15 protein-coding genes and 1 pseudogene are annotated in these 18,176 nt (G+C 63.3%); 8 read left to right on the top strand and 8 right to left on the bottom strand.

All coding sequences use genetic code 11. From position 1 onward, the window contains the following. Positions 1–384: 384 nt before the first annotated feature. Positions 385–1,092 carry a 7-carboxy-7-deazaguanine synthase QueE gene (locus tag ACO0E1_RS00745; RefSeq protein ID WP_422872406.1) on the bottom strand — a complete coding sequence of 236 codons (708 nt, stop codon included), beginning with the start codon at positions 1,090–1,092 and terminating at the stop codon, positions 385–387. Next, entirely contained in the window at positions 1,089–1,436 is a 348-nt protein-coding gene (queD, locus tag ACO0E1_RS00740) for a 6-carboxytetrahydropterin synthase QueD (protein WP_422872405.1), read from the bottom strand. The genes ACO0E1_RS00745 and queD overlap by 4 nt, the downstream gene beginning before the upstream one ends. Between queD and ACO0E1_RS00735 the strand changes: the two genes are divergently transcribed. From ACO0E1_RS00735 to ACO0E1_RS00705, 7 genes are all read left to right on the top strand, one after another. Continuing rightward, entirely contained in the window at positions 1,428–2,372 is a 945-nt protein-coding gene (locus ACO0E1_RS00735) for an 8-oxoguanine DNA glycosylase (RefSeq protein WP_422872404.1), read from the top strand. The genes queD and ACO0E1_RS00735 overlap by 9 nt on opposite strands. Next, complete coding sequence (locus tag ACO0E1_RS00730; RefSeq protein WP_422872403.1) at positions 2,369–2,686, top strand: hypothetical protein; 318 nt, start codon at positions 2,369–2,371, stop codon at positions 2,684–2,686. The genes ACO0E1_RS00735 and ACO0E1_RS00730 overlap by 4 nt, the downstream gene beginning before the upstream one ends. Further along, positions 2,683–3,918, top strand: coding sequence for a PfkB family carbohydrate kinase (locus ACO0E1_RS00725; RefSeq protein WP_422872402.1), 1,236 nt, complete (start codon positions 2,683–2,685; stop codon positions 3,916–3,918). The genes ACO0E1_RS00730 and ACO0E1_RS00725 overlap by 4 nt, the downstream gene beginning before the upstream one ends. Beyond that, a complete protein-coding gene (locus tag ACO0E1_RS00720; RefSeq protein WP_422872401.1) occupies positions 3,908–4,540 on the top strand; it encodes a 7-cyano-7-deazaguanine synthase in 633 nt (210 codons plus the stop codon). Before ACO0E1_RS00725 ends, ACO0E1_RS00720 begins: the two co-directional genes overlap by 11 nt. A 188-nt stretch (positions 4,541–4,728) precedes the next feature. After that, complete coding sequence (locus ACO0E1_RS00715) at positions 4,729–5,898, top strand: ComEC/Rec2 family competence protein (RefSeq protein WP_422872400.1); 1,170 nt, start codon at positions 4,729–4,731, stop codon at positions 5,896–5,898. 376 nt (positions 5,899–6,274) lie between these two features. Then, positions 6,275–6,409: a hypothetical protein gene (locus ACO0E1_RS00710; protein WP_422872399.1), complete on the top strand. Its 135-nt coding sequence runs from the start codon at positions 6,275–6,277 to the stop codon at positions 6,407–6,409. Between the two features lie 135 nt (positions 6,410–6,544). Beyond that, entirely contained in the window at positions 6,545–10,564 is a 4,020-nt protein-coding gene (locus tag ACO0E1_RS00705) for a helix-turn-helix domain-containing protein (RefSeq protein ID WP_422872398.1), read from the top strand. Positions 10,565–10,901: 337 nt separating this feature from the next. Here ACO0E1_RS00705 and ACO0E1_RS00700 read toward each other — a convergent pair whose 3' ends face one another. The 3 genes from ACO0E1_RS00700 to ACO0E1_RS00690 all read right to left on the bottom strand — a co-directional run bounded on the left by ACO0E1_RS00700 (position 10,902) and on the right by ACO0E1_RS00690 (position 15,429). Next, positions 10,902–12,839: a UvrD-helicase domain-containing protein gene (locus ACO0E1_RS00700; RefSeq protein WP_422872397.1), complete on the bottom strand. Its 1,938-nt coding sequence runs from the start codon at positions 12,837–12,839 to the stop codon at positions 10,902–10,904. Continuing rightward, positions 12,836–14,779 carry an ATP-dependent nuclease gene (locus tag ACO0E1_RS00695; protein WP_422872396.1) on the bottom strand — a complete coding sequence of 648 codons (1,944 nt, stop codon included), beginning with the start codon at positions 14,777–14,779 and terminating at the stop codon, positions 12,836–12,838. The genes ACO0E1_RS00700 and ACO0E1_RS00695 overlap by 4 nt, the downstream gene beginning before the upstream one ends. A gap of 104 nt (positions 14,780–14,883) precedes the next feature. Beyond that, on the bottom strand, positions 14,884–15,429 hold the full coding sequence (locus tag ACO0E1_RS00690) for a hypothetical protein (RefSeq protein WP_422872734.1): 546 nt from the start codon (positions 15,427–15,429) through the stop codon (positions 14,884–14,886). On the opposite strand from ACO0E1_RS00690, the gene ACO0E1_RS00685 reads away from it, so the two are divergent. Continuing rightward, entirely contained in the window at positions 15,343–15,618 is a 276-nt protein-coding gene (locus ACO0E1_RS00685) for a DUF1016 N-terminal domain-containing protein (protein WP_422872395.1), read from the top strand. The two genes, ACO0E1_RS00690 and ACO0E1_RS00685, sit on opposite strands and share 87 nt — an antisense overlap. A 6-nt stretch (positions 15,619–15,624) precedes the next feature. On the opposite strand, the pseudogene ACO0E1_RS00680 reads toward ACO0E1_RS00685, so the two are convergent. The 3 genes and pseudogenes from ACO0E1_RS00680 to ACO0E1_RS00670 all read right to left on the bottom strand — a co-directional run. Next, positions 15,625–15,747 (bottom strand): annotated as a pseudogene (locus ACO0E1_RS00680) (hypothetical protein); the annotation flags it as partial. Positions 15,748–16,447: 700 nt separating this feature from the next. Next, on the bottom strand, positions 16,448–16,663 hold the full coding sequence (locus tag ACO0E1_RS00675; protein ID WP_422872394.1) for a hypothetical protein: 216 nt from the start codon (positions 16,661–16,663) through the stop codon (positions 16,448–16,450). 235 nt (positions 16,664–16,898) lie between these two features. Further along, the gene (locus ACO0E1_RS00670) at positions 16,899–18,089 is read right to left on the bottom strand and encodes an MFS transporter (protein ID WP_422872393.1); all 1,191 of its coding nucleotides are present in this window, start codon (positions 18,087–18,089) and stop codon (positions 16,899–16,901) included. Positions 18,090–18,176: the final 87 nt, after the last annotated feature.

Genomic DNA, 18,176 nt, shown 5'->3' with positions numbered 1-18,176 from the left:
TGGTCATGGCCGGTCTTAGACGAGCGCGGCCAGCAGGCCGCGTTACATTCTGGGAGTCGCGAAGAAATTTGCCCTGAGATTGCGCCATCGAGTACGGGGTCACGGTCTTTTCAGAGTTCGCAGCCTGGTAGGTGGCGTTGGTCTTCTATGGCACCGCGTGCGCGTCGCGTCTAGAGACCGCGCAACGCTCACACCGCGAGCGCTAGCTCGCCGAAAGCAACTGCAGGATGTTCGGCCCAAAGTCTCTGTCAAGAGCGACCCGTCGAACTACGCTGAGGCCGCACTCACTGCGGTCGGCGTCCAGCAGACTGCGATCGTCGACTGCGGTCCGACGAATCGACGAATTGACGACTGCACCGCGCCCCGTATGTGGCCGGTTCTGGGTCAGGTACCGCGCTCGTCACCCCAAAGGATGACCTGCAGGCGCGGCGTGAAGTTGAAGCCCTCCTTGATTGCCGCGTCGGCGAGGAGGCGCATCGATCGCTGCTGCTGACGTTCAGTCGCTCCTTCTGGCATCAACCACACTCGATTTCGCGAGAAACCGACCTCTCGGCTGAGAGCCACGACCTCAGAGACATCCTCGACATTCGACACCACGAACTTGAAAGCGTTTGCGTCGGCCGTGGCGAACGTCCGAAGGGTCTCCGGCCGTATCCGGCGCTCGAGAGGCACGTTGCTGTTACTCAATTTTGGTGACACGACGAATCGGTTTGCTTGCGCAGCGAGCATGGGGGATGGGCGAATGGTGCCATTAGTCTCAAATTCCACCCGCAAATCGGGCGCTGCCTCGTTCAGCGTCACGAGAAGTCGCGTTAGCGCGGGTTGCTGCAGAAGCGGCTCTCCACCCGAGACAACGAGAAGAGACGGTCGCGGGTTGATGGCCAGCACGTGCGCGACTACGTCGCTGATCGGCATCAAGGTGATCTCCTCCGCTTCGTTGAACCGTGTCCAGTCCCACGAGTAGGCGGTGTCACACCAGCTGCAGCTGAGGTTGCATCGCCCGAGTCGAAGAAATACGGCGTACTCGCCCAGGCTCGGCCCCTCGCCCTGCAGGGAGGTGAAAATTTCCGAAATGTGTAACCGGTCTCTCATCGGTGCACGGCCACACTCGAGTCGGCGGTCTCCCACATCCGGACCGAGGTGATCCCGTGCAAATGAGGCTCGAGCGTCTCGAAAACCCAGCTTGCGACAAGCTCTACGGTCGGATTATCGAAGCGGTCGTTCAAGTAAGTGTGGTCGAGAACCTGTACGACGTGTGCATCCACGATCTGCCGGATATCACCGAAGTCCGTAACAATGCCGTTCACATCCAGTGGACCTGTGATGGTGACTTCCAGGCGGTAGCTGTGCCCGTGAAGTCTCGAGCACTTGCCCCGGTGCCACGGCAACACGTGTGCAGCCTCGAATCGGAAACTGCGGGTCAGGCTATGTTTCATGGTCCCCCTCTTGGCTCAGATTTTGATGCGTTCGAGCGATTGCGAACGTCGGCGGTGGATCGTGTCGCGGCACGGGGCGCGCGCAGTTGCTTTGTTGTGAGCTACCGTCGAGTCGTGTCACGTTGTACTGGATCGTATGCGAGCGGCGGCGGCAGCCCGACCGAAGACGTTCGTCAACTCCGGCTCATCGACGGTTCCGTGCGACCAGTCCGGTGGGGATTACCGTGGCACTTCCAGTCGCCCGCCTACTGGATCGCACGTACCGAGGAGTGGCTCCTCCGCGCTTCCACTGCGCGCACCCCGCACCGCCTGGGCGTGACCTTCGCCGAAGAGGTGATCGCCTGTTTACTCGGAGGCCATGGGATCACGTACGAGGCGAACGTCGCAGCGTTCCGCGCGCTTCGTGCGGACGGTCTGCTCGCGGAAGGCTCCTCCGCGTCCGCCGAAGTGCTGTACTCAAGACTGGTCGAGCCAATCGTCTATGCGGGGCGCAGCTTCCGCTACCGATTTCCTCGCCAGAAGGCTGCTCGTATCGCCGCCGCGCTCGACCGACTTCGGTTCGAACAAGCTCCGCCGGAGCCACTCGCTGCAAGGGAATGGCTCCTGACGTTCCCGGGCGTCGGACTCAAGACTGCGAGCTGGGTCGTCCGGAATCACTTCGGATCTGCCGACGTAGCGATCATCGATATCCACCTCATGCGTGCTGGCGTCCGGGCCGGCGTGTTCGACGGCAGGTGGACGCCGGCAAAGGACTACCGGCTCATGGAGTCAGCGTTCATTTCGTGGGCAGATGTGGGCGGCGTGCCCGCGCAAGATCTCGACGCCGTCGTGTGGATGGACCAGGCAGCTGCGGCACGTCGCAGACCCGCTCCGAACCGATCCCAACTGCTGGACCCGAAACCCGCTACAGTACTCAGAAACGAGGGGACGTCATGAGTGGTAGCGAGGGGCCGGACCTTGATTTCGGTGGCGGTGGACGTGAAGACGACTGCGGCAGCGTGTCGACTCTTAAGGCGCTCGAGCAGCCCGACCCGCACCTCGACGATCAGCTACGTAATGGCACCATTCTGACCCTGCAACTCGTCGAAGGGGATTTCCCTACGATCGTGGCGGTGCTTGCTGATGGCCAAGTTACCGGCGCCGTCATGCCGGACCAACGCCTCATCAATTGCCTCCGCGCTGGGTTCCGATACTTCGCGGAGGTCAGTCGTACTTCCGGCGCGATCACGCTTCGAGTGAGCGCTGCGTGAAGATTCTAGGGGGCACCTACCAGGAGCGCGTCACGGCTCCGGAGCATCATGAGGACCTCGGTGGCAGCGGATTCCGCGCCGCGGCGGCGCTCAGCAGAATGCCCGACGTGTCGTTCACGAGCAGCATGGAAGCCGCCGGGGATGCACTCTTCCGCTCGGGACTCTCGGCGCTTGGCATCGCGGGGGAGTCCGTGCCGCGCGACCACGCGATCTCGTTCAACTACCTCGCGCCATTCGCTGAGCCATCCATCAGCGGCCGCCCTGCGCGACTTGAGCAGCCATGTCACGTCGCGGACGACACCGTGCTGGCGTTTGGCATGATCGAGGACGGCGATATCTCGGTCACTTCGGAACGCCTGATTTATGACCCGCAAAGCGTCACCGACGCACGAACCGATCAGCTGTTGCGCTCCACCGCCGGTCCTACCGCCCTCATCGCAAATGCGCGCGAAGTTCGATCGATCGGTCGCCGCGAAGACGTCGAAGCCGCTGCGCGAGCAGCTATCGCCGACCTGAACCTCGACGTGGTCGTCGTCAAGGCGGGCGCACGAGGCGCCCTCGTCGTCGATGCAACTGCCGAAGACGCTCAGTGGGTCGGTGCGATCCCTACCGACGAGGTCTGGAAGATCGGAAGCGGGGACGCCTTCTCAGCGGGCTTCGCTTACGCGTGGGGAAACGGAGCGTTCCCTACGGACGCAACGCGCGTTGCGAGCCGGGCAGCCGCATGGTGTTGTTCGACGCGCACTATGGCGCTGCCACCTCAACTACTGACCGGACTTGACGTTGACGGGCTTACGGGAACGCACCTCGACAACGACGGCCGACAGCCGACGGTCTACCTGGCCGGCCCGTTCTTCACCGTCGCCGAGCGATGGCTGGTCGACACATGCCGTGTGTTCCTTCTCGAAGCCGGCGCGAACGTCTTCAGCCCCATCCACGACGTCGGGCCTGGCGCTGAGGAAGTGGCACAAGCCGACCTCGACGGGCTCGCTGACAGCGATGTAGTTCTGGCGCTACTCGACGGATGGGACGCGGGGACCCTGTTCGAAACTGGATGGGCAACAGCCCGCAACATCCCAATCGTCGGGGTCGCCGCGGATCTGGGGGGCATCCAGACAACGATGCTCGCAGGTACGAACGCCGAACTGCACCCGGACGTCACGACGGCGCTCTACCGAGCCATTTGGATCGGCCTCGGCACGCCGCGTCGGAGACGTGCCCGTGTCGATTGACTCGCAACCCAACACGCTTCTGCTTCTCTCGGGTGGCCTTGACAGCTCCGCCCTCGCTGCGCTTCTCCGTCCGCAGCACGCGCTGTATCTCGACTATGGACAACGCCCAGCGGATACGGAGCAACGTGCCGCCGAGCGAATCGCCACGGAATACGGCATTAGGCTGCACGTCGCCACGCTCGGCATCCGTGACTTCGGATCGGGAATCCTGCACGACGACGCAGACGCAGTGAAGGATGCTCCGAGTCCCGAATGGTGGCCGTATCGCAACCAGTTCCTCGCAACAGCCGCTTCGGCGCTGGCTTTGAAAATTGGGTCGGAGGGCATCGCGCTCGGGACTGTCCGCGGCGACGGGGATCGGCACCTCGACGGTACCGAAGAGTTCTACCGGCTGCTGGATGCACTGGTTGCTTACCAGGAAGGCGGCATCCGTATTTCAGCCCCAGCCATCAATTACACCACCGAAGAACTGCTAGTCGCCGCAGGCCTCGGCGCAAACATCATCGCCGAGACAGCATCGTGCCACCGGTCAAACTTTCCCTGCGGTGCTTGCCCCGGCTGCTGGAAACGCCAGCGTGTGCTCGCCAGCATGAACCTTCCCGGCTACAGCTGGAACAGTTAGCGACGCCGCGGATATGCAGCACGCTGGCCTGGAACACTCGTTCGTGACGGCCGATTTGGACGTCTAGCGCATGCCGTCGGCAACACATGTGTGTTTGGTAGAGGTCGTCTTCAGTCATCGTGCCTGCGGCGGGCAGGCGCAGCTGATCTCGGCGGCAACTGCCGCTAAAAGTGCCCATACGAGAGGAATTGGAACAACTCGTGACTAGTGTCGAGGTTGTCCACGTCGGCGACGGCGCCTGTAGCGTGATCGATAGTGTTCGCACTTCTTCGATGATGGTCATCGACTGCGGGAGCCTTCATGACGTCTCCGGCGCTCCGTCAGCTCACCAGCTCGCGACGCTGATCCTCCCGCGTATCTCGCGACTCCGCTGCCTTGCGGTGTCGCACTTCGACGCCGACCACTGGAAAGGACTCGCGGCGCTGCCGGCGCTGCTGCCACAATCGGCGGCCATGCGCGGGTCTCTCGAATTCGTTTACCCGCAACTGCCCGCGACGGCCCGCTGGGTTCCCGCGCTGCTTCATGCTCTAGCGACTCATATGCCTGCGTACCCGGCGGGCAGCATGGCGGAGGTGGTTGACGCTTGGGCGGCACGAGGGGTCAAGTTACACCCGCACCCTAAGCAAGCCGGCCAGTCCTTCCACATGGCAGGAGAAGACTGGGATGTGCTATGGCCGCCCGCCGTATTGCCCGTCGGCTGGGGGAAACGGGCAACAACCCTCATCCGACGTGCCCGCGAACTAGCGAACCATCCGGAGAACGAATGGCTCGACGAGGCCTTCAGGAAAGCCTACGGGAGGTCCTGGGGAGCCGATATCGAGGTTGACGTCAGCGAACGTGAAACCTTCGACCCGTGGGAGCAAGCTCAGAACGATCTTGCCGGCCCGTTCGATGAGTCGGAAGATGCGCTATATAACGATAGCGACCATGGCGACAGGGGCGACCTCGGTGGCACTCGCGAGCTAGGGGACGGCCTTGCCACCAGTGCAAGCGTCGGTACGACAAGAGGCGTCTCTGAGTCTCAACCGATACGAGAGCTGTTTGGCCGCCTTCAAGGTTTGAACAACGAGCTGAGTCTCGTACTTTCCAGCGCGAGTGGACGGCTTCTTGCAATGGGGGATGTGAAGGGGTTTGGTCTTCGACGAACGCTTCAGCACCCGAAACTGCGGGCGCGGTACATGACGATCCTCGCTCCGCATCACGGAACTATTGCGCCCACTGCCCGCCAACAGTCCCTCATGCCTCGCGCTCGATGGTTCATAGCACAAAACGGTCCAATTCACCACCCGCGGCTCAAGTGGGCGTACGTCGTCCGCAATGTTCGATGCACGCATGACGAAGGCAATATCCGTGCCTGAAGAGGGCATGCACCTGTCTGCCGCCTTCTAAGAGAACTCCACTGGTAAGAAATGACCCTGAGGCGACAACAGAGCCGATGAGCATCACGCCTGGGCTCTAAAGGCAGGCGCAGCGCGGGCCGCCAGCCCACTCCGATGGCCGGCACAAGTCGACGGCGGACTCGGAGCGACCGACGCCACGCCTCCCAACCAGTGTCGACCACGATCGATGCTGCCCTGCTTGCGCAGACGCACAAGCGAACCGAAACGCCTGCTCGTTCACACCGAAACGGCACACCCAGATTGAGAGGTGCGCCACTTCTAGGTACGCGGCCCGCGCTCACACCCCAGGCCGGGTTATAGAGAATATAGATCGCGCCGCTCTAGAGGTTAGTGAATGATCAAGAGGATAACCCGGCCCTCGCTGGCAAACTCCGACGGCCGCCAGAGTGCCGAGCCGTTCAAAGTGCGCCAGGATGCCGGCGGCGCGTGGGACAAGTGCGCGGACGAGACCCTGCAGCTCTACCAGTGAGGGCGCGACGCTGGTGCGGAGCGTGTCGATCAGGGCCTGCGGCTGTGTTCCGCTTGCACTTTCGGTTTTGAAGGAGACCGTCGAACCGCGTGCGTCAGAGTGTCGCACGCGTCACCGCGTGTGTACCTTCGGGACATGGCCACCCTCGGTGAGTTGATCCGCGAAACCCGCGAGCGACTGGGACTAGAGCAAACGGACCTGGCGCAAAGGGTTGAGGTGGGTCAACAAGCGGTAAGCACTTGGGAGCGAGATGCTGGCCGGCCCCGCAGGTCCAAGATCGAACGGCTCGCAGATGTCCTCGGTCTCGCAGCCGAAGATCTGCTCGTGGCCGGAGGTTACGAGCAGCCATCTGGTCCGCCGGTGACGCCGCTCTTGCCCGTGCTTCCATTCGACCAGCTGTCTGACGCAACCTTCGAGAGGTTCTGCCGGGACCTGTGGACGTATCGCTACCCTCAGGCCAGCGTGTCGCGGAACGGGGACTCAGGCTACGCCCAGGGTGGGGTCGACGTGATTGTACGTTTGCCCGAACTCACCATAGGAGTCCAGTGCAAGCGGCACCGAGACTTCGGAGCCGCCGCCGTTCAGGCCGCCATTGAGGACGCTGCATCGAACGAGCAGATCGATCGGGGTGTCATCGCACTGAGCCGTCCCCTAGCCACGCCGGCAGCGCGAGCAAGGGCAGCCGCCTACAGCGAGTGGGTTCTGGAGGATGGCGAAGACCTTTCCAAGGCCGTCAGGGGTCTCCGCGACGATCAAAAATTGCAACTCGTGGACAGCTATTTCCCGGGCTACCGGGCCCCTTTTCTCGGAATCCAAGCGCCGTCACCGTGGTTGTCCGAATCTGCCAACGAGCCCTTCCTCGCGGGTCGAGCAGGGTATGAACGCGACTTTGACCTGGTCGGTCGAGATGACGAGCTGCAAGCGCTCACGACCTTTGCCGACGAGGGACGGCAGATCATTGTCCTCACGGGCGGACCGGGCAGCGGCAAGACCCGCCTCCTCACTGAGCTGGCGCGACGCTCGGCCTCTCGCAACGTGGTTTTTGCCGCACGGGGGCCCATCTCGTCTCAGGACATGGAAGCACTACCCAGTTCACCGACCGTGATCGTGGACGACGCAGGTGACCGAGACAGCGACCTCCGGGCGCTCCTCGACGGAATCGTCCGCGCACGCCCTGACGCCCAGATCATTCTGGGTTTCCGCCCGCACCACGAGGAGCGCGTGCGCGGAGCTGTCGGCAGGGGTTTCCTCTGGCGAGATCTGCCACGAATTGATCTGCCACCTCTGTCGATCGACGCTGCTCGTGCACTCGCGACGGCGGCGCTCGGACCCGAAAGCAGTTCTCGAACCGTGCGCGCTCTTGCCCTGAACGGTCGCGACTGCCCCCTCTTGATCGTCATCGGCTCGCATCTCATCCGAGAAGGGCGGTTGAACCCCGAGAGCATGGGAACGAGCCAGGAACTCCGAGTCCAGGTCCTCGACCTCTACGCAACTTCCTTGATCGGAGATGGCGGTTCCATAGCTTCGCAGCCCCTTCTCGAAGCCATCGCGGCCATCCAGCCTATTCGAACCGACGATTCGCATTTCATTGAGACATTAGCGAGCCTGCTCAACTCGCCACAACATGAAATCGCGCGCGCCATCGACGGGCTCGAGTTCGCCGGACTACTTCTTCGTCGGGGTGAGTCGGTCCGGGTCGTCCCAGACATGCTGGGTGACGCCCTCCTCGAACAGAGCCTTGTCACCGCTTCTGGTCGCTCCACCGGCTACTCGAAATCGCTAGCCGCTGCGGCGACCAATGCTCCACTACGCAATGCCCTGCGCAACGTTGCGATCGCCGAGTGGGTAGCTCGTCAGGACAGAGCCGATCTAGACCTAGCCGAAGACCTCTGGACGGCGATTACAAGTGTCGCTCTTGCGGCGAGTAGCAATGAACGCATCGCGTTGGCCCACGACCTGGAGTACGTTGCGGGGACCCGGCCTGCACTGGCACTCGAACTTGCCGAGCAGATCCTCGCTAATCCTGCGCCCGTCGAGCAGTCGCCCTATGCCGACTTCTTCGACCACGATACGTCGACTGGGCCGGCACAGGTGGAGCGGGCCCTCACTCGCTTGATTAGGAACTCTGCTGACTTCGAGCGTCTTCCTCGTGCGATGCGCTTGCTGTGGCAAATCGGCAAACAGGATGGCCGTCCCGAGAATCAGAATCCTGAGCACGGGCTTCGGCTGCTGCGTGAGCTTGGCGCCTTCGACCTCGAAAAGCGCTACGCCCTCACTGAACTGTATGTGAAAACTATCGCAAGCTGGCTGGATGAAGAAGGCACCAGTCCAGCCGAGCGCGCGACGTTGATCGGGCTGCTGATGCCGGCATTGGACCGCGAGGGAATGTCAGAGGGATTTGAGGGGTCCCTGACGATGACCTTCACACGCTTCCGCGTCCCCATTGAAGACGTCCTCTCGATCCGTTCCGCTGTCATCAGCATCGTGAGGGGTCAACTGCGTGAGCATCCGGCTGTCGCGGCGGCGGCTATCAAGGTGCTCGAGCATGCTTTGCAGGGTGCTGGGGCAGAGATTGATGACGAATTCGCGCTGGTTTCACATGTTCTTGCGAGGACGATGAATGATTCTGCGGTAAGCGCAGGGACACGACTCGCGGCCTTCCGGGCCTTGTCTTGGCACGCGACCTATGGGGAGGGCGCAACCCGCTCCCGTGCCAGAGACCTCCGCTCAACCTTTAAGGTTGACCTCGACATTCAAGTAATCCGTCTTCTCCGATCGGGCTGGGCGGTCGATGAGGACGATGAAGAAGAGGGTCGCTACACCATCGCCGCAAGCGAGAAGAAGATCGCGGCGACAGCGCATGCACTGCTAGCGAAGCAGGGGAGTGACGAGGAAGTAGTCCAAGCGATCCTGGAAGCGATACGGGCCGAGATAGCCGAGCAGGGGCACTTTGTCCTGCCCGGTTACTTCATCACCCTGCTCTGTGACGAGCGCGGGACTCTCGCAAGCGTCATCCTCGGGGGTGCCATCGAGCACGATCCGGATGACCTTGCGTGGCGCTCACTCGTCCTCCCTGCGCTCGGCCACCTCTTCAAGTCTCAGCCTGACCGGGGGCTTGCTGCGGCGGACGCCCTCCTCGCAAAGGACGTCCGGTGGAGTTCCATCGTGGCGGGCTCGGTCTGTGGTGATCATGGCGGACAAGCGTCTGAACTGGAACTCGATCTCGTCCACCGGCTCCTCGCGTTGTCGGATGAAGACACTGAGCTTGCTCTCGTCTCAGGCATTCGTTGGTACGGCTCGGATTCAGAGACACTTGCGTTCGAGATCGTCGCTAATGCAAAAATTGACGTTTTCAAATCGGTTGCTCACGTCGTTGCTCAGCTGCTTGCGTACGGCGCGGAAAACATACATTGGGACCGGCTACCCGCGCCAACCCAGGCCATGCTAATCAATAAGCTTGGCGCTACCCCGGACATCAGCGACTACTCGGTGCAAAAGCTCCTTACGCTCGCAGTCACCGGACGCGAGGAGGAAGTTCTCCGCATGCTGCGCAGCCGTGTCGAGAAAGCTATCGACCGCGAGAAGGGGTACCAGGCCCTCCCGTACCACTGGGACGAAGGTCCTAACTTCCGCGCGGCTCCGAACTACCCGGTGCTCGTTCGGGACCTTGCGACCTGGATGAGCAAGGTGCCGCGCGGGATCAGTTCATGGTGGGCACCGAAGCTGTTCGCGCTCGTTGCGGGTCCTTACGACGATGAGATTCAGCAGCTTGTGCTCTCGCTTGTCCGCGACGGAACGGATGCAGCAATCCGAGCTGCAGCAGCAGCGCTGGACGAAGCGCCACAGGAATATGGGATGCAACAGCCTGCGTTCGTGGCTGAGCTTCTTGACGCAGCGCGAGCGGTGAGTCGGGACGCCGAGGGGAGGATCGCCGGCGCCCTTTACGCTGCCACCATGTTCGGCATGCGTTCCCGCAGTATTGGCGACTTCGGCGTTGACCTCGGTCGTGCCTCTCGAGCTCAAGAACTGGCTACCTCATTTGCAGACGGATCGCCATCTCGTCAGTTTTACCTACGCATCGCGGCCGCGAGCGAACGTAACGCAGAGCAGGACCGACAGCAGGATGAAGATCTCGAGGACCCTCGCAGATGGTGAAGGTGGCATCCAGGGCTGCTCAAGGCCGGTACGCGGCGGGCTTCGTGACCGTGAACGAAGAACGAGTTCCCCTGCGCGTCGTAGTGGACGGTGAGTTCGATCGCAATCGACGGGTCGGCCTCGCGACGAAACCATCTATAATTTCTATAATTCGGGACGTCGCCTCGCAGACTATCGACGCAGTACGGTCGGGCCAAAACTGCCGCCGAGCCAGCCCGGCGTCGCCCTCTGACGGCCAAGTCTGCGAGTCCAGACTCGGAGGCCACGGGACCGCCCGTAGCCCCGCCTCGGTTCGCCCTTCTCGTCCGTTGCGCGTTATGGCAGAGCGCGCCCCTGATCAAGCCTCATCATCGATCGAGTCGAAGCGTCGGTAGGTCGCGCCAGCAGTGTTGAGCAACTCGTAGAGCCCTCGTATCTTCCTGGTCGCAGGGTGCTCATCGGTCCTGGTGAAGATGACTCGGCCAGCTGCCCGAGAGAGCGCCACGAAGAACGTCGACGTGGCCTCGCCGGGATCCTTTGCATACGCCCACCACTGGTCATCGTCTAGACCAAGCAGCACGACAGTGTGGAACTCAAGCCCCTTACTGCGGTGAATGGTCATCAGGGGTACGGCGTCCTCGTCGGCGATTCGAGCAACTAGCTCTGACCAAGATTCACAGCCCGACCGAATCGCCTGGACACGGGCGGTCAGCGCCTCCAGGATGACCTCGACCTCGTCTCCGGCGTTCTGTCCGAAGACGAACGCAGCGGCTCGATCGTCGTCCACTACGTTTCGAGCGGCCCGAACCACGGCATCCGCTGACGTCGTTGCTATGCCGTTAGATTCGAGCCATGCGTGCAGCCACCGCACGAAGCGTCCCAACTCGTCGGCGGTGCGTCGGTCTGCAGTGCGTCCGCGGTCGGCTCCAGCAACGCGGCCTACGAGTTCATAGGCGGTGAGCCACTCATCGGGAAGCGGGGGTGGCGTGCACGCGAGGCTGAGCACGCTAATCAGGAGGCGATTCAGATCGTGCTTCAGCAAGTCCTGAAGGCGCATCTTCCCGTAGATAGTGTCGTCGTTGCGGATCCGGAGTCCTTCCGCGGAGAAGGCCGCAGCTAGAGCGGGCTCGAACGCAGCGGCCTTCTGTCGGACAAGCAGCACAGTATCGGAAGGTCGACGACCGTTCTCGCGTATGTCTTTGGCGACCGCGTGCGCCAGGTGTGCGGCTTCGACGCTTGCCGATGGGTACGTCCATATTGACAACGGCTCGACTTCCGAACTGGTCAAAATCTTCGATTCTGCGCGCTCGAGCTGGGCGTCGATGACAGTGCCGACGACGTGCTGCGCCGCAACGAGGGGTTCGGACGATCGGAAATTCCAAGAGAGGTCGAAACGCCGCGCTTCGAAGTCCGATTCGTATTTCGCGAGGGCGTCCTTGATTGCGCCGGCGAACTGCATGATGCGCTGCTTGCCGTCGCCCACCGCTGTCGTGGTCACGCCGGGTCCTCCGAAAAGGGTGTCCAAGAAGGTGATCTGAGCGGCGGTCGTGTCTTGGAACTCGTCGACAAACACGAAGGGGTAGGTGGCACGGATCGCATTACGGACCTGAGGATTGCTTCGAACAAGCAACTCGGCAAGGCGATTCAGCATCACGAAATCGACCCGCTTGGTCGAGCCGGTCAAATACTGGTCGTGCCACCAGCGCATGTCCGCGTAGAGCCGCAGATCGGTGAGCGTCCCGGTTGGATCGTTGGGCAACTGGTAGGTGCCCACGATGTCGTGCAGGAATCGCCTTCGGTCGACGATGGATCGCATTTGATACTGGAGAGAAGCCGTTTCGTTCGAAAAGGCGTCTGCGGCCCAGTCCCCGACCTCGCTCGCGGTCCACAGGGAGATCTCGTAGCCTTTTTGCCCAATGCGCCACGGCTTGGGCAACGCGGCTCCGAAACGGTCGACTAGTCCTTTAGCGAACGCGTCGAAAGTTAGCGACACGAACCTATTGGAGTACTCAGGTAATCGCGACGACACTCTCCGCGCGAGGTTCGTGGCGGAGTCCCGCTTGTATGAAATTGCGAGAACGCGCTGTGGTGCTCGACAAAGACCTGTCTGGAACAGAAACGCGGCACGTTGCGCCAGGAATTCTGTTTTCCCGGCGCCTGGCCCGGCGACGACCGCCGAGTTGCCTTCGTGTCTCAAAGCATCGCGAGCGGCCGGTTCGAGCGACTCGACGCCGAGTGGTTGCCAGGCTTCCGGCGCTATAAAGCGACCAGCGGACGAGGGAGGCCGATCGTTCACGAGGCGCCGAGCCTTGCCTGCACGAAGTCGATGAGGGCTAGAATTTCTCGCGGCGCTGCTTTGAGAGCGTCGTCGTCGAGAAGATTCATCGCGCTCAAGTGCGTCGCGGGCTTCGAGCGGGTTCCGAATAAGTGTCGGTACCAGCGGAGGTCATTCGCCTTGCTGGTCTTGGCGGGTTCCGAAGCGGGCTTCCAGAACTCGACGGCCTGTGGATGGCCGCCGCTGTGCAGCACGGCCGCATATGCGTCTCTGGGGTCGGGTCCTCGGCTGCCAGCTCCCTGCTCGTACTGCTGTCTGAACGCCAGCATCATCGCCATATCCAGGTCCAGAGGTGTCGAGAAGAACACACCGTACTGCTCTAGTGCACCCATCGCGACGCCAAGGTCTTCCAAACTCATGTCGTTGCTGATGGAGTCTAAGGTCGTGGCGTTGGGCACTGCAGCGAGTGCGGGGACGCCGACTGCCTCAAGATTGCTAACCGCGGTCCGGATTCGACCACCCCCACCCCCGCTGCGCCCCCAGTCGAGGTCGAGCAGTGTCGCGAAAGGAATCCCAAGGTCCGTGAGAAGCCGCCAGAAGTGGTGAGTGTGTCGACCTCCTAGGGGGACCATCGCTACAAACGAGGGATCAAGATCGACGCCTTGGGAAGCGGCGACGCGGGGAAGTACGACCTCCTCTGAGTCTCCCTCCCCAAGGATCACGAAGCGGGCAAAGTACAGCTCGGGGTGCGCTCGCACCGCTTCGCGGACGTAGGTGGCAGTCGCCGTGCCATCGGCAGGCAGGGTGAGTGGGCGAACCGTTGTCGCTTGGCTGACCGGGCTCATGCGGAAGTGGCGGACGAAGGACGGTTCGACTCGTTGCATCGCGCTTGCGGAGTGACTCGAAAGTAAGGCTTGTACCCTGTTGGTGCCGCCAAGTTCAATGATTTGCTTGATTATTCGTGAAAGATAGAACGGAGACAGGTTGTTCTCCGGTTCCTCCACAGCGAGCAACGTCAACGCAGGTAGGAGCGCAGCTTCCGGATCGAAACCGGAGGCGTCGCCTTCGTCAATGATTTGCTGCTCAATGTCGAGCGACGCGGTCGTCAGCGCGAGGTGGAGAAGGGAACGCTGTCCATCGCTGAGCGCGCTGGCGGCCTGCGACTGCTTCGTGTGATCTGGTTCTAACGTCAGCTCTGCCTCGCGCAGCAGTTCGGCGACCTCGGGTGACAGCGGCTGGAAGCGAGGGATGGCATGCATCCCGGACCCGTGCAACTCCTGCCACCGTTCCTTGAACGCTCCCTCGACGACTTGTGTGGCACGTTCCTTGTGGAACAGATCCCCGATCTGTTCGGCGTTTTCCTCTACGAGCGTGCCGAGTTTCTCTGACCAGCGAGCAGCGCGCCATAGACGCCCTCGCAAGAAGGCGGTGACGTGCCGGGCGCCGTCGCGGGAGGCTGGCACATAGACAAACTGGATGCGCGCACGCTCGGCCGCAGGGAACGGCTTGATTTGGTCAGGTTCGGGGTCCTGAGCCATCGTGGTGATCGCGCTGACGGTGGTCTCGACCGAGCCATCGATGGTGCCGTCTGCTGCCCAGGTGGCCTGCAGACGTACCCGCAGCCGAAGCTCGCCGTCTTCCCTCGCGGCGAGATGAGCGTAGAAATCAGGGACTGACGCTGACGCGTCCGGCCCGTCGTTGAGTTCCGGCATAGCGACAACAGCCTCGATGGACAAGCTCCGAGTCGAAGGATCCGGGTCGTCGTCAGGAGCGACGTGGAAGTCCTCGGCGCGGATCGTGCGTTCATCGTTCGATACCCCGAAGAGCCTTCGGAACGCTTCGCAGACAGCGGTCTTGCCCGATCCGTTCGCCCCGATGAAGGCGGTGAGCGATGGCTCTAGACGAATTGTCTCCGCCACCGGGCCAAAGCTCCGGAAGTTGCGCAACTCGATCGACTCCACAAACATGCGGCCCCCTCAATATTTACCGGAGGTTAGCCTACGGCCAAGTCTGGCCCCCACTCGCGTACGCGGGCGGTTGCGTCCGACTGGACAGCCGCCTGTGGTTAGCGGATCAGGTCGCTGTCCCAGAGGCGCGGATTCGCGAAGTCACTGGACCCCGTGAGATACCGCGGGAGGATGGCCATCACCGGCCAGTGGGAGTGTCCCCGCGCGACCCACTCCGCTGGCGTCAACGCGGCTTCGGCCCGGGACGCTAGCGACGGATCCTCGGTGGTCATCAGACGTCTCACGAGGCCCGGGCTTGCGCTCGGCGGGATGGCGGCGACGACAGCACTTAGCGAGCTGCCCAGCAGTCGAACCGGCTCGGAGGATGAGTCCCGAACGAGTTGCCACGTGGGGATGCGATTGCCAGCCCCAGCGTCATAGCCCCACAGGCGGCCGAACTCGAGAAGGGCCACGATCTCTGACCTTGAAAGCTCGAGGAGCGCGCCAGTGTCATCGATGTCGAGAGAAGCCACCACGTCGACCGCTGTCATCCGGCATATGACACTGAGAAGATCCCTGTGCCGCAGCTTGCGGCGGTCGAAGCTCGACGTGTCTCGGCGGACGCGATCGTCCAACAGGCTGTTGGACAACTGCCGTGGGGTCACATCACCGTCCTCTTAGACCGGCTTGATTACCACGACCTCCGCGACTGGTACGCCGGCCAAACGGCCGGGCACGGCTGGTCGCGGAACGTCCTCGAGTACACCCGCCGCCGGAAGGTCCGGCGAGCCGGTGGCGGAGACAGCGGACGACCAGGCACCGCTGGCGTGCCGTTGCAGAGTGAGCGACCGTGACCAGTCGAAGGACTCGACCTGGACCCTGAGTTCCCGCGTCAGCCAGCGGTCGCTCGCGTCGAGGTTCCAGGCCAAGACGTAGTCAGCTGCTGTCGCGGTTCCGATTGGCCGCATTCCATCGGCCTTCATCTGCGGGATGGCATGGTCGACGCGATTGCCTTCCGCCGACTGCCATGAGTAGTGCGGCTTGGTCATCACTCAGGACTGGCACCCCCTCCCCAAGATCCAACCTCGAAGCGCTTCACGCTATTCGCGCGGAGCAATGGCTGAAGCGTCTGTCCGCTGCGGGCTCGCGTCCGATGAGTCATCGGCTGCTGAGACGGCTTCGATAACGGATGTGCCGTGCTCAGGACGAGGCGTACCGGGGCGGGGGGGGGGGGGCAGCGCGACGGTTGAGTGCGCGGTCCTGGCTGTAGATCTGACTCAAGCTCCGATCTAACTCACACATTCACGCGCTCGCGCTGACCACAAAAGCTCCGCAGCAAGACGATGGACTACGGCCCCTCCTCGCTGCTGTCCCTTGCAGGCACTCTCATCGTCGAATGGCCCTTCCCCGAGATCGATCGACGCGCCGGCGTGTCGCCTCACCCCCGGTATCAAGCTCGCGCGAGTGGGCACATCAACGTGGCGCTGGCGGCGCTGCGATCACTCCGCTCTCGGCGGGCACGCCCTGAGAACTGTGCCAAAGTGCGCCCATGCGCTGTGCCAACAGCTCCTCTTCATGATGCCGATGAGTCACTCTGAACAGGGATTTCCGCGGAGTCATCAACTATCCCACACGGACAGAAGCCCCGCCGATCGGCGGGGCTTCTTCGTTGTCCGGGTGCGTTCAGGCCGCGTCGGTCGAGTCGAGCCAGCGCATCCAGCCCTCGAGCTGTGCCTTCGCGCTGTCGAGCGTGCTGTGCTGCCCGCGGACCTCGCCGCCGGAGGACCGGACCGCGTACCCGTCGTGCCAGGAGACGACACCCATGAGCGTCGGCCCGGAGCATCCCTCCCAGTGGCCCGCTTCCGTCTCCGTCCAGAGGATGCCTTCTCGCGCGCTCATCGACTCGGCCCGTCCCCGCGCGTCGGCGTGGACGAGCTGTCGAGGAACGCGGTTCTGATGGGCGGTGGCTGCATGATGCTTCCGGTCGGCGTGGATCGATCCGGCGGCCGAGGACCTGGGTCACCTGCCGGTGACGGTAGTCGCGTCGGCTGGGCGCTCGTCCGGTGACCGGCGGACGGACTGGAGGCTCGGTGCGGGCGTGCACCGAGCCTCCAGTCCGTCACCTGGTCGCGGTTCAGGCGGCGGTGCGGATGCTCCCGGTCCGCACGGGGCGTGCGGCGCGGCCGCGGCGCGCTGCGCCGGCGGCGACGGCCACGAGCGCGAGTCCGGCCAGGGTGATGGCGGCGCCGGCCCAGATCGGCGAGGTGTAGCCCAGGCCGGCGGCGATCGTCAGTCCCCCGATCCAGGCGCCGAACGCGTTGCCGAGGTTGAAGGCGGCGATGTTCGCGCCGCTCGCCAGGGTCGGAGCGTGGTCCGCGTAGTGCATCACGCGGGTCTGCAGTGCGGGTACGGTGGCGAAGCCGAACGCCCCCATGAGCACGAGGGCCACGACGGTGAGCACGGGGTTCGTGGCGACGACGGCGAAGAGGCCGAGGACGACCGTCAGGCTCGCGAGCACGACGAGGAGTGTCCGGTCGATCGACTTCGCGGCGAGGCGGCCGCCGGCCCAGTTGCCGACGAACAGGCCGATCCCGAAGACGACGAGCAGCCACGGGACCGCGGCCGACGCGAAGCCGGACACGGCGGTGAGCGTGTACGCGATGTAGGTGAAGGCACCGAACATGCCGCCGTACCCGAGCACGGTGATGCCGAGCGACAACCACACCTGGCCGGAGCGGAACGCGCCGAGCTCCCGGACGAGCGACGGCGCCGCGTCCTGCTTCGTCACGGGGACGAGCAGGGCGACTCCGACGAGGGCGACGACGCCGATCGCGGCGATCGCCCAGAACGTGGCGCGCCAGCCCATCGCCTGGCCGAGGAACGTGCCGAACGGGACGCCGAGCACGTTCGACGCGGTGAGCCCGGTGAACATGAGCGCGACGGCGGAGGCCCGCTTCTCTCGGGCGACCATGTTCGACGCGACGACGGAGCCGATGCCGAAGAACGCGCCGTGGCAGAGCGCGGCGACGACGCGGCCGGTCATCATCACGCCGTAGGTCGGTGCGAGCGCCGACAGGGTGTTGCCGATGACGAACAGCACGAGGAGTCCGATGAGCACCGGCTTCCGCGGGAGTCTGGTGGTGGCCGCGGTCAGACCGAGCGCGCCGACGATGACGGCGAGCGCGTAGCCCGTGACGAGCCAGCCTGCCGTCGTCTCGGTGACGCCGAAGTCCGCCGCGACCTCCGGCAGCAGTCCGGTGATGACGAACTCGGTCAGTCCGATGCCGAAACCGCCGAGGGCGAGTGCGATGAGTCCCGCAGGCATGCGTGGTCCTCTCCTGTTGTCCACCGCGGGCATGCCGCGTACGCTGGTAGTTGCAAGCGCGGGGTAAATAGTTGCACACGCTAGGTG

The sequence above is a fragment of the Curtobacterium guangdongense genome (assembly GCF_049341845.1).
GTDB classification, from domain to species: Bacteria; Actinomycetota; Actinomycetes; order Actinomycetales; family Microbacteriaceae; genus Curtobacterium; species Curtobacterium guangdongense.
This window is presented reverse-complemented; position numbering and strand designations above follow the sequence as displayed.

Excerpts from the sequence above, each read along its gene's own strand:
- ACO0E1_RS00745 (WP_422872406.1), bottom strand. The coding sequence starts at position 1,092 with ATGAGAGACCGGTTACACATTTCGGAAATTTTCACCTCCCTGCAGGGC.
- ACO0E1_RS00735 (WP_422872404.1), top strand. The coding sequence starts at position 1,428 with ATGTTTCATGGTCCCCCTCTTGGCTCAGATTTTGATGCGTTCGAGCGA.
- queD (WP_422872405.1), bottom strand. The coding sequence starts at position 1,436 with ATGAAACATAGCCTGACCCGCAGTTTCCGATTCGAGGCTGCACACGTG.
- ACO0E1_RS00730 (WP_422872403.1), top strand. The coding sequence starts at position 2,369 with ATGAGTGGTAGCGAGGGGCCGGACCTTGATTTCGGTGGCGGTGGACGT.
- ACO0E1_RS00710 (WP_422872399.1), top strand. The coding sequence starts at position 6,275 with ATGATCAAGAGGATAACCCGGCCCTCGCTGGCAAACTCCGACGGCCGC.
- ACO0E1_RS00705 (WP_422872398.1), top strand. The coding sequence starts at position 6,545 with ATGGCCACCCTCGGTGAGTTGATCCGCGAAACCCGCGAGCGACTGGGA.
- ACO0E1_RS00675 (WP_422872394.1), bottom strand. The coding sequence starts at position 16,663 with ATGAGCGCGCGAGAAGGCATCCTCTGGACGGAGACGGAAGCGGGCCAC.
- ACO0E1_RS00670 (WP_422872393.1), bottom strand. The coding sequence starts at position 18,089 with ATGCCTGCGGGACTCATCGCACTCGCCCTCGGCGGTTTCGGCATCGGA.